At 68.7% G+C, this 15078-nt stretch carries 17 protein-coding genes; 13 read left to right on the top strand and 4 right to left on the bottom strand.

What is annotated here, in order from left to right; translation table 11 throughout:
- The 10 genes from IT779_RS17590 to IT779_RS17635 form a co-directional block, all read left to right on the top strand.
- Positions 1-209: hypothetical protein (locus tag IT779_RS17590; RefSeq protein ID WP_196150437.1), on the top strand; the 209-nt coding region annotated here is incomplete at its 5' end.
- A 149-nt stretch (positions 210-358) separates the two neighbouring features.
- Positions 359-1228 (top strand): DUF5666 domain-containing protein, encoded by an 870-nt coding sequence (locus tag IT779_RS17595; protein ID WP_196150438.1) that lies wholly within the window; start codon positions 359-361, stop codon positions 1226-1228.
- A 104-nt stretch (positions 1229-1332) separates the two neighbouring features.
- Complete coding sequence (locus IT779_RS17600; RefSeq protein ID WP_232541867.1) at positions 1333-2679, top strand: hypothetical protein; 1347 nt, start codon at positions 1333-1335, stop codon at positions 2677-2679.
- 39 nt (positions 2680-2718) lie between these two features.
- Positions 2719-3531: an SDR family NAD(P)-dependent oxidoreductase gene (locus tag IT779_RS17605; RefSeq protein ID WP_196150439.1), complete on the top strand. Its 813-nt coding sequence runs from the start codon at positions 2719-2721 to the stop codon at positions 3529-3531.
- A 2-nt stretch (positions 3532-3533) separates the two neighbouring features.
- Positions 3534-4112 carry an orotate phosphoribosyltransferase gene (gene pyrE, locus IT779_RS17610; RefSeq protein ID WP_196150440.1) on the top strand — a complete coding sequence of 193 codons (579 nt, stop codon included), beginning with the start codon at positions 3534-3536 and terminating at the stop codon, positions 4110-4112.
- A 143-nt stretch (positions 4113-4255) separates the two neighbouring features.
- The gene (locus IT779_RS17615) at positions 4256-5320 is read left to right on the top strand and encodes a beta-ketoacyl-ACP synthase 3 (protein ID WP_196150441.1); all 1065 of its coding nucleotides are present in this window, start codon (positions 4256-4258) and stop codon (positions 5318-5320) included.
- Positions 5313-6017, top strand: a complete 705-nt coding sequence (locus IT779_RS17620) for a lysoplasmalogenase (protein WP_196150442.1) — start codon at positions 5313-5315, stop codon at positions 6015-6017. The genes IT779_RS17615 and IT779_RS17620 overlap by 8 nt, the downstream gene beginning before the upstream one ends.
- A gap of 85 nt (positions 6018-6102) precedes the next feature.
- Entirely contained in the window at positions 6103-6531 is a 429-nt protein-coding gene (locus IT779_RS37870; RefSeq protein ID WP_232541868.1) for a DUF4190 domain-containing protein, read from the top strand.
- A 142-nt stretch (positions 6532-6673) separates the two neighbouring features.
- Complete coding sequence (locus tag IT779_RS17630; protein ID WP_196150788.1) at positions 6674-7339, top strand: TrmH family RNA methyltransferase; 666 nt, start codon at positions 6674-6676, stop codon at positions 7337-7339.
- Positions 7340-7426: 87 nt separating this feature from the next.
- Positions 7427-8545 (top strand): glycoside hydrolase family 76 protein, encoded by a 1119-nt coding sequence (locus tag IT779_RS17635; protein WP_196150789.1) that lies wholly within the window; start codon positions 7427-7429, stop codon positions 8543-8545.
- 28 nt (positions 8546-8573) lie between these two features.
- On the opposite strand, the gene IT779_RS17640 is transcribed toward IT779_RS17635, so the two are convergent.
- Together IT779_RS17640 and IT779_RS17645 are read right to left on the bottom strand one after the other, a co-directional pair.
- Positions 8574-9239 (bottom strand): DedA family protein, encoded by a 666-nt coding sequence (locus IT779_RS17640; protein WP_196150790.1) that lies wholly within the window; start codon positions 9237-9239, stop codon positions 8574-8576.
- Between the two features lie 31 nt (positions 9240-9270).
- On the bottom strand, positions 9271-9924 hold the full coding sequence (locus IT779_RS17645) for a DedA family protein (protein ID WP_196150791.1): 654 nt from the start codon (positions 9922-9924) through the stop codon (positions 9271-9273).
- 339 nt (positions 9925-10263) lie between these two features.
- Between IT779_RS17645 and fbaA the strand changes: the two genes are divergently transcribed.
- Both fbaA and IT779_RS17655 read left to right on the top strand, forming a co-directional pair.
- Positions 10264-11298 (top strand): class II fructose-bisphosphate aldolase, encoded by a 1035-nt coding sequence (gene fbaA, locus IT779_RS17650; RefSeq protein WP_196150443.1) that lies wholly within the window; start codon positions 10264-10266, stop codon positions 11296-11298.
- Between the two features lie 28 nt (positions 11299-11326).
- The gene (locus IT779_RS17655; RefSeq protein WP_196150444.1) at positions 11327-12445 is read left to right on the top strand and encodes a BTAD domain-containing putative transcriptional regulator; all 1119 of its coding nucleotides are present in this window, start codon (positions 11327-11329) and stop codon (positions 12443-12445) included.
- Between the two features lie 18 nt (positions 12446-12463).
- Here IT779_RS17655 and IT779_RS17660 read toward each other — a convergent pair whose 3' ends face one another.
- Complete coding sequence (locus IT779_RS17660; RefSeq protein ID WP_332838852.1) at positions 12464-12790, bottom strand: excalibur calcium-binding domain-containing protein; 327 nt, start codon at positions 12788-12790, stop codon at positions 12464-12466.
- A 39-nt stretch (positions 12791-12829) separates the two neighbouring features.
- Positions 12830-13072 (bottom strand): excalibur calcium-binding domain-containing protein, encoded by a 243-nt coding sequence (locus tag IT779_RS17665; RefSeq protein ID WP_196150446.1) that lies wholly within the window; start codon positions 13070-13072, stop codon positions 12830-12832.
- A gap of 549 nt (positions 13073-13621) precedes the next feature.
- Here IT779_RS17665 and IT779_RS17670 point away from each other — a divergent pair.
- Positions 13622-15076: a DUF4185 domain-containing protein gene (locus tag IT779_RS17670; protein WP_196150792.1), complete on the top strand. Its 1455-nt coding sequence runs from the start codon at positions 13622-13624 to the stop codon at positions 15074-15076.
- Positions 15077-15078: the final 2 nt, after the last annotated feature.

Raw genomic sequence — 15078 nt, forward strand, 5'->3', positions numbered from 1 at the left:
TGAAGTTGGACGTCAGCGACTCGGCGCGGTTCTGGCTCGCGGTACGCGGCTACGACCCGGTCTACGGCGCGCGTCCGCTGCGCAGACTGATCCAACAGTCCATCGGCGACACCCTCGCCAAACAACTACTCGCGGGTGCGGTCACCGACGGCGACGTGGTACAGGTCGACCTCGCGAAGGACGGTGACAACCTCATCGTCGGCAGGTGATTCGCCGCCGCCGAACAGGACACAGCGCGCCGTATCCGGCCTGTCCGGGTACGGCGCGCTCTTGTGTCCGACCCCAGCGGCGGCCTGGCGCCGGTGTGATCGGCGTGACCTGACTGCCGGATGCGCGCGCCCGGCATATCGTGGATGCCATGAACAACCCGAAGGATCCCTGGGCGCCACGGCCGGACGACGAGCCGACCCGACAGCTCGGTCCGCAGGGGCGGTCCGGACACCCCGGAAACGACGCCGTTGGCGGCACCGACGACCCGACGGTCGCCTACGGCGCCAACCAGCAGGCGGCGCCGCGGTATCCGTCGACCGAACAGTTCGCGCCGTGGACGCCGCCGCCGGTGAACGCCACCCAGCAGTTGCCGACCGCCGAGAACCAGTGGGGCGCTTACGAGAACGGCGGCAGCTACGAGGGCGGCGGCGCCTACGGCGGATACGGCCCGCAGTGGTCGGGATCGCCGGGGCAGCCCGGTGCGATGCCGCCGGGCGCGCCGCCGCCGGTCGACCAACTGCCGCCGCACGAGCCGCCGCGCAAACGCAACACCGGTCTGTGGATCGCGCTCGCCCTCGGTGTGCTCGCCCTGGTCGCGGTCGCGGGCATCGCGGCGGGCGCGCTGCTCGGGGACAAGAACTCGGATTCGAGCACGGCGGGAGCAGGCGTCACCACGACCCGGGTCCTCCCGCCACAGGCGACGATTCCGACTGTCCCGAAATCGTCGGGTTCGAACAGCCCGAGCGGTCTGCCCGGACTGCCCGGCCTCGATGATCTCGGTGCGACCGCGGGCACCATCAGCGCCAACAGCGGCGGCACGCTCACGCTGGAGACCATGTCCGGGAAGAACGTCACGGTGCGCACCACCGACAAGACCCAGGTGATCTCGCTGTCCGGCGCGAAGGCCAGCGATCTCCCGGTCGGCGATGTGGTGATGGTGCAGGGCGACAAGGCCGCCGACGGCTCCATCAACGCCAAGGTCATCATCAGCACCGGCCTGCCTGGGGGCCCGCGATGACACCGCGGCGGGCGTGGTGCTTCGATCAGTCGACAACCCTCGCCCGGCCCGGTGCGGGGACAATGGCGGGCTCTGTGCCGCCGGGACCATTAGGGTAGAGCGCGATGACGGCAATGTGGTTCGGGTTGGCGGCGATCGCGCTGGTCGGTGCGATCGTGCTGCTCTATTTCGATCGGGTCCAGCGGCAGCGGACCGGTCACGCCCGCCAGGTCTGGGCGAAGTCGCAGGGCTACACCTACGTGTCGGTGGAGCCCGCGCTGCCCGCGACCTGGCGGCGCGGCGCGCTGGCCAAGCTCGGCTACCTGTCGGCTGTCGACGTGGTCTCCGGTATTCGCAAGGGCGAGAAGTTCGTCCTGTTCGATCTGGAGGACGCGGCGACGCTGGTCGCGGTGCGCAGGCAGATCGGCTCCGACATCGACGTGGACATGCGGCTCAAGACCGCGGCGCCGCCCAAGGACGCCGACCTGGAACTGCTCGGCGCGATCGGTGACCGTGTGGTCTTCGCGACCAATCCCGAAATCGCAAGGCACGCCGTCGATCAGCGCATGGTCGCGTTCATCGAATCGCTGCCGGACACCGTCCAGATGCTCTGGAGCGAGGGCAACTGGACCCTCGGCATGCTCTCGGTCGGCACCTCGTCCAAGGACTGGGAGACCGCCATCGACGCGGTCCTGCGGCTCTCGGGTCTGCTGCACGTGCTGCCGCCGGTCGCCGAACCGCGCACGGTCGAATCCGGTGGACACGATCCGGGGCGGCCGCATCCGAACCGGCAGCCGCAGGGCGAGTCCGGCGCGGCGGGCCGCAAGCGGTCGCCCGAGGCGGGCGATGAGTCCGACCGGGCGCGTGCGGATCGGCCGCGCGAGCAGGGCCGTGCGGATCGCAGGCGGGAGCAGGCCGGCGCGGATCGCCCGCGCGAGCAGGGCGGCGCGGGGCGCGAAGCCGAGTCCGAGGCGGGCGCCGATGGCCGCGCGTACGCCGGTCGCCCGTATGACGACGAGTCCGAGGCGCCGTCCGGTCGTCGGCCGTCGCTGGCTGTCGTCCCCGACGCGCGTCAGCGGACCGGTGCGGAACGCTCCGACGACGGCGCGCACGAACAGGCGAGTCCCGACCGGTCCGCCGCCGCTGCCCGGCGCGAGGAAACAGCCGCTGCCCGGCGCGAGGAAACAAGCGCTGCCCGGCGCGAGGAACAGGCCGGTGTGCGGCGCGAGGAACCGGTCGGCGCCCGGCGCGACCGAGCCGGTGTGCCGCGCGAGGAGCAGGTCGAGTCCCGGCGCGAAGCCGCCATCGAGTCACGGCGCGAAGCCGCCGCCGAGTCACGGCGCGAAGCCGCCGCCGAGGCGCGACGCGACGACGACCCCGCCGAGGCGTCCGACGCCCGCGCGGACCTGCCGCCCGCGGGCGGCCCGTTCCACCCCGGATTCCGTCCGTATCAGGGGCCAGTGCCACGATGACCGCGGGTCGCAGCGGCCCGCTCGATTGGATTGTCTCGCATGACAGCTAGCGCCGATTCCGCCCGCCTCCCCGGCGCGATCCGCCCCGTCGCCCTCATCACCGGACCCACATCGGGTATCGGGTTGGGTTATGCGCGCAGGTTGGCCGCGCTCGGTTACGACCTGGTGCTCGTGGCCCGGGACGAGGAGCGGCTATCGGGTCTTGCGGACGAACTCGATCGCAAGTTCGCGACCCGTTCGGAGGTGCTCGCCGCCGACCTGACCGACGCGGAGGACCGGGCGAGAGTGGGCGAGCGGGTGGCCGCGGGCGTCGAATTCCTGATCAACAACGCGGGATTCGGTTTGTCCGGCGAATTCTGGGAACTGCCTTACGAGCGGTTGCAGGCTCAGCTCGACGTGAACGTGACAGCGGTCGTCCAGTTGACCCATGCCGCGCTGCCCGCCATGATCGCTGCCGCCAAGGGGTCGGTCGTGAACGTGGCCAGCGTCGCGGGTCTGATACCGGGACGGGGATCGACGTACTCGGCGTCCAAGGCCTATCTCGTATCCTTCACCGAGGGGTTGTCGAGCGGCCTGGTCGGTACGGGCGTGCGGATCCAGGCCCTGTGCCCCGGATTCGTGCACACCGAGTTCCACGAGCGGGCGGGCATCGAGATGTCGGCGCTGCCCGAACGGCTGTGGCTGTCCGTCGAGCAGGTGGTCGCCGATTCCCTCAGCGATCTGGAGAAGGGCCGGGTGATCAGCGTGCCCGGTGTGCAGTACAAGGTGCTCACCACGGTGGCCGGGATGATCCCTCGGCCGCTGCAGGTCCGGGTCAACCGCGGCCTGTTCAACTCACGCGGAAGGACTTAGACATGATCGACCAGGCGACGGGGCACGAAGTCGCGCTCGGCGCGGGCGGTTCCGACCGGGACCGGTTGGCCGCGCTGGTCCGCGAACTCGCGGTGGTGCACGGCAAGGTCACGCTCTCCTCGGGCAACGAAGCCGACTACTATGTCGATCTACGCCGCGCCACCCTGCACCATCTGGCCGCGCCGCTGATCGGCCGGTTGTTGCGTGATCTGGTGTCGGACTGGGATTTCGAGGCGGTAGGCGGGTTGACGATGGGCGCCGACCCGGTGGCGCTGGCCGTGATGCACGCGCCGGGCAGGCCCATCAACGCGTTCGTGGTCCGCAAGGCCGCCAAGACCCACGGCATGCAGCGCCAGATCGAGGGACCCGATATCGTCGGCAAGCGGGTTCTGGTCGTCGAGGACACCACGACCACCGGGAATTCGCCGCTCACCGCCGTGCGCGCGCTGCGCGAGGCGGGCGCGACCGTGGTCGGCGTGGCCACCGTGGTCGACCGGGAGACCGGCGCCGATCAGGTCATCGCCGCGGAGGGGCTGGAGTACCGTTCGATCCTCGGCTTGAAGGATCTGGCGCTGGGCTGACCCGGCTGGGATTATCGAGGGGAAGTGCGGTTCTCGTTATCCGGCGAGGCGGGTTACCTCCTGCGGGTCCGACACACACCGGTCTGGGCTAGCCTGAACACAGTTCCAATAGGTCCGGACGGTAGAGGACGTGTGATACGGCTGTGGTGAGCATTGCGGTCAATAAGAGTCGCCAGAACGTTGCGATGCTCGGAATCGGCGCATACCGACCCCAGCGCGTGGTCAGCAACGCGGAAGTGTGCGAACTGCTGGAATCTACGCCGGACTGGATCTTCGAACGCACCGGAATCCACAACCGCCGCTGGATCAGCGGCGATGAGACACTGCGGTCCATCTCGGCGGGCGCGGGTGAACGCGCGCTGGTCAACACCGGTATCGACCGGTCGAAGATCGGCGCGCTGATCCTGTGTACGTCGAGTTGGCTGAAGTTGACGCCGCACGGCGCGCCGACCGTCGCCGCCGATCTCGGGCTCAACGGCATCGCGGCCTTCGACCTCACCTCGGGCTGCGGCGGCTTCGGCTACGGACTCGGCGTCGCCGCCGACCTGATCCGCGCGGGCTCGGCCGAATACGTCCTGGTGATCGGCGCCGAGACCATGACCGTCGGACTCGACCCCACCGATCGCGGCACCGCCATGATCTTCGGTGACGGCGCGGGCGCGGTGGTGGTCGGCCCGAGCGAGGAGAACGGCATCTCGCCGACCGTGTGGGGCAGCGACGGCGAGAACGCCGAAGCCATCGCCCAGGACGTGGACTTCCTGGAATACATGAACAAGGCGCAGGAGTCGCAGGGCACCGACCCGGCGGTCGAACCGCTCGGGCGGATGTCGCTGCGGATGGAAGGGCCTCGGGTGTTCCGTTGGGCCGCCGTCACGCTGCCGCGCGCGCTGGCCTCGGCGCTCGAGGTCTCCGGCGTCTCCAAGGAGGAGATCGAGGTCTTCGTCCCGCATCAGGCCAATGCCCGCATCAACGAGTTGATGAAGAAGAATCTCGGTCTGGCCGAGGACATTCCGATGGCCAACGACATCGAGAACACCGGAAACACCTCGGCGGCCTCGATTCCGCTTGCCATCGAGGAGATGCTGGTCACCGGCAAGGCCAAGGGCGGGCAGACGGCCTTGCTGCTCGGCTTCGGCGCTGGGCTCAGCTACGCTGGGCAGGTCGTCACGCTGCCGCCGGCGCCGAAGGAGCCCAGTTTCGATGCCTGAGCGCCGACGGGTGCGGCCGCTGCGTCTGGGTTACGCGGCGGCGGCAGCTGTCACGGTGTTCGGTGCGGTTACCGGCCGGGAGCGATGGCAGGTGGTGGCGAAACCGCTGCTCATGCCCCTGCTCGCCGCCGACGCGGCGGTTTCGGAGTTTCCCTCGGGCGCCGATCGCGCGCTGCTGTTCGGTGCGCTCGGCGCGGCCACCGTCGGCGATGTGCTGCTCATCCGACCCGATGACGATCGCCGCCTGGTCGCGGGCGCGTCGTTCTTCGGGGTGATGCAACTCGGGTACACGGCGCTGTGGTTGCGTCGCGGTGCGCGTCCCACGGTCGCGAATGTCGTTCCGCGCCTGGCCGCTTGGCTCGGCGCGGCGGCGTTGCTGCGCGCGAAGTCGCCCGCGGTCGCGCTCCCGCTCACCGGGTACGGCGCCACCCTCGGCGTCGCGGCCGTCCTCGCGTCGGATCCGGCGTTGGCTCCCGGCGCTACCACCCTCGCGGGGGTGAATCTGCCCGGCCGCGATCCACGGAGTCGGATCGGTCTCGGCGCGCTGTTGTTCACGCTGTCGGACGGTTCGATCGTGCTGCGTCGGATCTTCGCCCGCACCGAACGATCCCGTCGCCTGACCGAAGGGGTCGTGCTCGGCACCTACGCGGCCGCGCAGTACTTCCTCACCGACCCACGCGCGCATATCACCCCCTGAGCCGGGGTGGACAGACCGCGCTCGCGGCGTTGCCTCCCGTGCCGGGCTCGGTACGGAAATCACGTGCCCCGGCTACCATCACCGCATGAGTTATCCGCCGCCGATGGACAAGTACGGGCAGTCCGACCCGTCGTATCCGCAGCAGCCCTACGGTCAGCAGCCGTACGGCCAACAGCCCTACGGCCAGTACCCGCCGCAGCCGTACGCGCAGCCCTACGGCTACGGGTACCCGCCGCCGCCGGACCACCCGCAGGCAACCACGATCCTGATCCTCGGCATCCTGAGCCTGGTCGTCTGCGGTCTGTGCGGACCCTTCGCCTGGTCCATGGGTAGCAAGGCGCTCAAGGAGATCGACGCGGCGGGCGGCACGATCGGCGGTCGCGGCAATGTCAAGGCGGGCTACATCTGCGGGATCATCGGGACGGTGTTCCTGATCCTCGCGGTCCTGTTCGTCATCCTCTACATCATCCTGATCGTGGTGGCGATCGGAGCCTCCTCGCCGAGCAGCTACTGACCCCGGACCGGCCATCGCGGCGGGGGCGATACTCGGCGGCATCGGTGCGACGGCCGGAATTAGCATCGACGGGGTGAATCAGTCGGCGTCGGAGCTCGCGCACGGGCAGCCTGCCCCATCGGAGAACACCTCGGGGGAAAACATCGCGGGGGCGGATCTGCCCGGTCCCACCGAGTGGGGCGAGCATCCGCACGGGGTCGGGCCGTGGGTGGCGGAGTACGGCACGCCCGCGCCCGACGATCCGCGTCTCGATCCCGAACTGCTGGCCAATGGTGATCGCCGCAATGTCGTCGACGCCTACCGCTACTGGACGCGTGACGCCATTGTCGCCGATATCGATCGGCGCAGGCACACCTTCCACGTCGCCATCGAGAACTTCGGCCACGACGCGAATATCGGCACCGTGGTGCGCACCGCCAACGCCTTCGCGGCCGCGGCCGTGCACATCGTCGGCAGACGCCGGTGGAATCGGCGCGGCGCCATGGTGACCGATCGCTACCAGCACATCGAACACCACACCGGCATACCGGAATTGCTCGAGTACGCCACCCGGCACGATCTGACCGTCGTCGCGGTCGACAATGTCGCGGGGTCGGTGCCGCTCGAGACCGCGGAACTGCCGCGGCGCTGCCTGCTGCTGTTCGGCCAGGAAGGGCCCGGCGTCACCGAGGACGCGAAACACGCGGCGGCCCTGACGGTATCGATCGCCCAGTTCGGTTCGACCCGCAGTATCAATGCCGGAGTCGCCGCAGGTATCGCGATGCACGCATGGATCCGCAGCCATGCCGATTTGACCACATCTTGGTAACGGAATGGGGCGCAGAATTCGGGCGCGACCTGGCACCATTGAGGCATGACGACGCGGAGCCCACAGACCGGGCATGACGCCGCACCGATGCCGGCGGTGTGGTCAGAGCGCGCCGATATGGCCGAGTCCGCGGTCATCACCCGGCACCTGCGGGCACTGTGGGCGCTGCCGGGCACCGAACTCGGCGTGGTCGGCTGGCCCGCCACGCGCCGGGAACGCGTCTTCGGTTCCTGGCACTACTGGTGGCAGGCGCACCTCATCGACTGCGCCGTCGACGCCGCGAACCGGGTGCCGACGCCCGCGCGCCGCAAACGCATCGCCGAGATCGTGCGCACACACCGTCTCCGCAACATCACCGGCTGGACCAACGACTACTACGACGACATGGCCTGGCTCGCCATCGCCGCCGAGCGCGCCGAACGCACCCAGGGCATCGAGGAGGCCCGCCGCGGCCTGCTCGCGCTGGAGCGCAAACTCTACGAGGGCTGGCAACCCGAGGTCGGTGGCGGCGTGCCGTGGAAGGTCGGCACCGACTACTTCAACGCCCCCGCCAACGGACCCGTCGGGATCGCGCTGCTGCGCCTCGGCAGGCAGGCGCGCGCCGAGCAGATCGCCGACTGGATCGACGCGACGCTGCGCCACCCCGAGAACGGTCTGATCCTCGACGGCATCCACCTGCCGTCCGGGACCATCGAATACCCGACGTTCTCCTACTGCCAGGGCGTCGTCCTCGGCCTGGAGACCGAACTCGCGGTGCGCACCGGCGAGCCGAGGCACCTGGAGCGCGTGCACCGGTTACTCGCCGCGGTGCGCGAGCACATGACCACCGGCGACATCGTGCAGGGCGGTGGCGGCGGCGACGGCGGACTGTTCAACGGCATCCTGGCCCGCTACCTCGCGGTGGTCGCGATGATGCTGCCCGGCGAGGACCGCGACCAGGTCGCCGACCGCCGTGCCGCCGCCGCGATCGTGCTCGCCTCGGCGGGCGCGGCCTGGTCGAACCGACTCGATGTCGAGGGCGAACCGCTGTTCGGGGCCGACTGGCGCACCCGCGCGCGGCTGCCGGGCAGCAGCCTCGGTGCGGGCGAGTTCACCTCGGGCGGTTCGGTGACCGCGTCCAAGGTGCCCGAACGCGATATGTCCGTGCAGTTGTCGGGCTGGATGTTGATGGAGGCGGCGCACCAGGTGAGTGCCGCCGGGTACTGAGCGGTATCGGTCGGTGTCGACGGCGGCGTCAGTCGGCGTCCACGCCTGCGGGCGCCGCGTCGAGATCGAAGTCCTCGGCGGGCCGCGACATCTCCTGGCGGTAATGCCGCACGCCGATCACGGTGCCGATGACGAGGCCGACCACCAGCGTGCCGATCACCGCGGGCATGAGCCACGGCACCCGTTCCAGGAATCCGCCCGCGTAGTAGCCGATCAGCAGCAGCACCGGCGCCCAGATGATCGCGCCGATGGTGCTCGCGACGGTGTATTTGCGGTGGTCCATGTGCGCCGCGCCCGCGACCATCGGGCACAGCGTGCGAACCCACGGAATCCAGCGCGCCACCAGCACCGCGAGGAAGCCGTGCCGCCGCAGCAGTTCGGTGACCCGCGCCAGATTGCGGGTGTTGATATATCGGCCGTTCTTGCGGGCGACCAGATGGTGACCGGTGCGCTGGCCGAACACGTAACCGACCTGGTTGCCCGCGATCGCCGCGACCATCGTGCCAAGCGAGAGCGCCCACACCTGGGCCTCGCCGTCCGCGTGCGAGGCCATCACGACGCCCGCGGTGATCAGCATCGAGTCGCCGGGTAGGAAGAGCCCGATGATGAACGCGCATTCCAGGAACACGAAGGTGAGCACCACCGTCCACACGAGCGCGGGGCCCGCGGAGATCAGTGGATCGAACCTGCCCATGGCGATGGGCAACGCCGCCGCCGACACCGGTTCAGCGGGTCGGCTCGTTCGTGGCGGCGGTCAACTCGGCCTCCGGCCGCGTGGGTTCCGCGCCGCGGTTGAGCAGCTTCTTCGCGACCGCGATGATGCCGGGCAGAATCGACACGAACACGATCAGCAGGAAGATCGCCTCGACGTGATCGCGGATGAAGGCGACATTGCCCAGGAAGTAGCCGAGCACGGTGATGCCGCCGCCCCACAGGATCGCGCCGATGATGTCGAAGGCGACGAACGTGCGGTAGTCCATCTTGGAGACGCCCGCGAGCACCGGCATGAAGGTGCGCACGATCGGCACGAAACGCGCGAGGATGATCGTCTTCGGGCCGTGTTTCTCGAAGAAGGCGTGCGTCTCGGTGATGTAGTGCTTCTTGAAGAAGCGGGTGTCCTCTTTGTGGAAGATCTTGGGGCCGATGCCGCGCCCGATCCAGTAGGCGGTCTGGTCGCCCGCGAACGCGACGAACGTGACGGCCGGGACCAGGATCCAGATGTTGACCGGCGGATTCTCCTGTGCCGCGAGCAGGCCGCCGGTGAACAGCAGCGAGTCGCCGGGCAGGATCGGGAACAGTAGACCCGTCTCGATGAAGACGATGATCAGGATCGCAGGCAGTACGGCGTTCTTGAGCCACGATTCGGTGAGCAGATACATCGGATCGAGCAACTGGGTCAGCGCGACGTTGCTCGTCACCGATTCGGTCGCTGCCAGCAGAAACACGCGGCCTCCTGTCGGGAATGCGGCCGGCCAGGGGAACTGCCTCGCCACCGCGAGACATGCGGCCGGCGCAAGTACGTCGACCACCCTACCGTCTGTTCGCGCGAACTACGGACCGAGTACGAAACTACTCGCGGGTCACCAGCTACCGCACAGCCCGCCTGCCTGCGGGGAGAGCAAGGGGGGATGACCCCGGGTGCCTTGGGTCACGAAACATCCCTGCCTTAGTGTTGGCCTGAAAGAATCGTCTTCTGCCGCACAACACGGAGGTTTCAAGTGCCCATCGCGACTCCGGAGGTCTACGCCGAGATGCTCGGTCGGGCCAAAGCGCACTCCTTCGCCTTCCCGGCCATCAACTGCACGTCATCGGAGACGATCAACGCGGCGATCAAGGGTTTCGCCGACGCGGGCAGCGACGGCATCATCCAGTTCTCCACCGGTGGCGCGGAATTCGGTTCCGGCCTCGGTGTGAAGGACATGGTCGCCGGTTCGGTCGCGCTGGCCGAGTTCGCCCACGTGATCGCCGCCAGGTACGACGTCACCATCGCGCTGCACACCGATCACTGCCCCAAGAACAAGCTCGACGGCTTCGTCCGCCCGCTCATCGCGATCTCGCAGGAACGCGTCAACGCGGGCAAGAACCCGCTGTTCCAGTCGCACATGTGGGACGGTTCGGCGGTCCCGATCGACGAGAACCTCGAGATCGCCAAGGAACTGCTGAAGGCCACCGCCGCCGCGAACATCATTCTCGAGGTCGAGATCGGTGTCGTCGGCGGTGAGGAGGACGGCGTCGAGGCCGAGATCAACGACAAGCTCTACACCACCTCCGAGGACTTCGAGAAGACCATCGAGGCGCTCGGCGCGGGCGAGAACGGCAAGTACCTGCTCGCGGCCACCTTCGGCAACGTGCACGGCGTCTACAAGCCGGGCAACGTGGTGCTCAAGCCCGAGGTGCTGGCCGAGGGGCAGCGCGTCGCGGCCGCCAAACTCGGCCTCGGCGCCGACGCGCAGCCGTTCGACTTCGTCTTCCACGGCGGCTCGGGCTCGCTGAAGTCCGAGATCGAGGATTCGCTGCGTTACGGCGTCGTGAAGATGAACGTCGACACCGACACCCAATACGCGTTCACCCGCCCGATCGCCGGACACATGTTCGCAAACTACGACGGCGTGCTGAAGATCGACGGCGAGGTCGGCGACAAGAAGACCTACGATCCGCGTTCGTACCTGAAGAAGGCCGAAGCGGCGATGTCGGCGCGGGTCGTCGAGGCGTGCAATGATCTGAAGTCCGCGGGACGGTCGATCAGCGCCTGATCCCAAGATCGCTCGAGGGCCCGAGTTCATGAGTCTCGATGTGCGTGTGCTCGGGCCCGTCCGTTTGTTCGTCGGTGGTGAACCGGTGGCGGTGGGCGGGCCCAAGCCGCGGGCTTTGCTTGCCGCGCTCACCGTCAACCGGCGGCGGGCCGTGGCCTCGGCCGCATTGGCCGACATGGTGTGGAACGAAGCTCCACCGGATTCCTACGCCGCGAGTCTCCAGGTCTTCGTGTCGAATATCCGGAAGGCGCTGCGCAATTCCGGCGTCGATCCGGCGCAGGTGCTGCGCACCGAATCCTCCGGCTACCGGTTGGAGATCCCCGAGAGCGCCTGCGATATCGGCCGTTTCGAAGCGGCCCGCGACGCCGCCGCCAAATGCGCCGAAGTGGGCGACCACTCGGGTGCGTCCCAACTGTTCGGCACCGCGCTGCGGGAATGGAGCGGGCGGGCGCTGGCCGACCTGTCCGGCCTGCAATTCGCCGACGGATTCGCCACCGCCATGGACGAGGAGCGGCTGCTCGCCGCCTCGGCCCGCATCGACGCCGAGATCGCCTGCGGGCGCGCGTCGTCGGTGATCGGCGAACTGGTGTCGATGACGGGAGAGCATCCGCTGCGCGAACCGCTCTGGGCGCAGTTGATCACCGCGCTGTACCTGTCCGGTCGCCAGGCCGACGCGCTCGACGCGTGCCGCCGGGTCCGCACCGTGCTCGCCGACGAACTCGGTATCGATCCGAGCCCGCCGCTGGTCGAGTTGGAGCAGCGGGTGTTGCGGCAGGAGCCGCTGAACACGGTGGAACTCAAGCGTTCCGAGCGGTTGGCGGCGGCCATGACAGAAACGGTCACCGAGATGCCGCGCTCGGTGCGCGCCGGACAGTTGCGCATGGCCGACGGGCGGATACTGGTCATCGGGCAGGGCGGTATGCGCATCGGCCGGATGACCGACAACGACTTCGTCCTCGAAGACCCCAAGGCCAGCCGCTATCACGCGCACATCATGCCGAGCCGCGCCGGCCTGCTCATCAAGGATCTGCATTCGGCCAACGGCGTGTACGTGAACGAGGAAGCCATCGACAGCGGCACTCTGCTCGCCGACGGCGATGTGATCAGAATCGGCGCGACGGTCCTCACCTTCCAGGCGTTGACCTAGCAGGCGCGAGGCGCTGACCTAGCAGGCGCGGCCGTCGCCGTCGGGGTCGAGCAGCCGTGAGTAGCCAGGCTGGCCCGCGTACAGCGGCCACTTCCCGTCGATGATCACCTCGGTGCAGTTGGTGTAGTGGCGGTTCGGCGCCTTGTCCTCCGATTGCGGCGGAACCACATTCGAGCCCTTCGGGCCGGGACGGTAGGTGGGTGCGGGTTCGTCGGCGTGCGGTCGGGAGACCGGGAGCCGGGGATCGGCGGCGGCCGCCACCGGCGCCGATCCCACGCCGAGGGCGATGAGCCCCAGCGTGCCGACGGCGAGCAGGGCGCGGTGCGGATGTCTGTGTAGGGTCACGCCATCCATCGTGCGCCCGTATCGTCGTCGCGGCACGTCCTACTTGGTTTCGCAGGCGATGCCGTCGCCGTCGCGGTCCAGGTGCGAGGCGTAGCCGGGCTGGCCCTGGTAGAGCGGGGCCTTGCCCGCGTTGCGGACCTCGGTGCAGTTCTTGTAATACACCTGATCCTGGTTGGACGGCTGCGCGGCCGCGACGGTGATTCCGGTGAGGGTTGCCGCACCCGCCAGCAACAGGGTGGCGCCGGTGCCGACGATGGTGCGCAGACGTGTCGAATTGCTCATGGTCGCGAATCCTGTGAGGTCGGCGGGCAGCTGAAATAGCAACGCCCGCAGTCGATATTATGAACAACCGAGATCTGCCGCCTCCCGGTCGACGCCAGCTCCCCCCGACAGGAGTGTCGCGTTGAAAAGGTTAGCAGGGTTGTCGCTCGTGACTCGGAAGAATGCCGCAAATCGGTCCGGTTAATCGCCTCGAGGCGTGTCGATCCGACCGAATTCGGATGTGTGGTCGCGTAGGGCGTGACTGGAGGGGCGCGTTCGGGCCGGGCGTGGTCATGACGAGGCGTTCGGGTCGGGTGCGGTCAGGAGAAAGCGGTCAGGAGGAAACGTTCGGGCCGGGTGCAGTCGGAGCGAAGTTCGGGGTAGGCGTGGTCAGACAAGGTGAATTCACTGTTGCCGTCCTTGTCGCGGGGTTCTCGATCCGAGATGCGGCGCGACACAGCTGTGCTGTCGGGCTGCCGAGTCGGGGGTGGCCGGGTAGGTTCGTGCGCTGATGCGGACCGTCGGGGAACGCACGCGAGGGAACGAGGGGTGACCGAGGTGAGGCGTCTCATGGCCGCTGTCGGCGCGGTGATCGTCGGTGCGGGAACGCTGGTCTGTCTCGACCGAGCGAGCCTCGCGCAGGCGGAAACCGAAGTGCCGAGCGTGATTCCGGGTGTCGGACCGTGCCCGACCGCCGCCGCGCCGACCCACGAACCGCTGGTGCCGAAAACCGTCGAGGTGCCGGTGCCCATTCCGGTCGTCACCGTACTGCCGCCCGCGCCGCCGGACCCGACCCCCGCCCGCGTCGACATGACCCTGCCCGCCGACCCGTGCGCGAACCCGTGCCCCGACCTCACCGACGGCCCCACCCCGCCGCCCGGCCTCCTGCGCCAGTTCGGCATACCCGAACTCCTGTTGACCCCCAAGCCTTTCTACTTCGCCATCCCCGGACCCGGCCCCGATCCCGGACAGGCGCCACCACCGCCGCCGCGCGTCGAACCGCCGACCGAACCGGCCGCGCGCACCGCCGCCCGGCCCGCGCCGAACATCACATCCGTGCGCGAGGTATCCAAACAGACCGGGGCCGATTCGGTGAACCGCACCGACAAACGCTGGCAGGTCGAAGGCACCGACCTCGGGATCATGTGGGAGAGCGCGCCAGGCCGGATCGCCACCGCCTTCGGCGACACCGTGGGGCGCGGCTTCCACCCGCCCGGCGGCATGGGCGGTGACTACCGCAGCAATGTGCTCGCCTTCAGCAGTGACCGCGACCTGTCCGACGGCATGAGCTACGACAGCATGGTCACCGACACCCGCTGCCACGCCGCCGAAGTGCTCTCCAGCCGCAAACTCGACAATGTCGAGGTCACCACCATTCCGACCTCCGGATTCGCCCTCGGCGACCGGCAATATATGAGCTACATGTCGATCCGCACCTGGCAGAGCGTGCCAGGCACCTTCTACACCAACTACGGCGGCATCGCCTACTCCGACGACCAGGGCCGGACCTGGACCAAGGACCCGCACGCCCGCTGGGACAACATCTTCGGACTCGCGAACTTCCAAGTCAGCGCGATGGTTCCGCACGAAGGTCACGTCTACATGTTCGGCACGCCCAACACCCGGCTCGGTGCGGTGGGACTGGCAAGGGTGGCCGAGGACCAGATCCTCAACACCAGCGCCTACCAGTACTGGATCGACGGGCAGTGGAGCCCGGTCGGCGGATTCGCTTCCGCCACACCCATTGTCGACGCGCCCGCGGGCGAGTTGTCGGTGCGCTACGACGCGGATCGGAAGGTGTGGCAGATGAGTTACCTCGACACCGCGAAGGCCGCGATCGTTGTGCGCGAATCGGATTCACCGCAGGGCGCGTGGTCGCTCGGTTCGCCCACGGTGACCGTGCTCGACCACGCCGAGCTCTACGGCGGGTTCATCCACCCGTGGTCGAGCGGACCCGACCTCTATTTCACGATCTCCACCTGGAGCGATTACAACGTCTACCTGATGCACGCCACGCTCGGCTAGCG

Source organism: Nocardia bovistercoris, from assembly GCF_015674855.1.
Classification (GTDB): Bacteria; Actinomycetota; Actinomycetes; order Mycobacteriales; family Mycobacteriaceae; genus Nocardia; species Nocardia bovistercoris.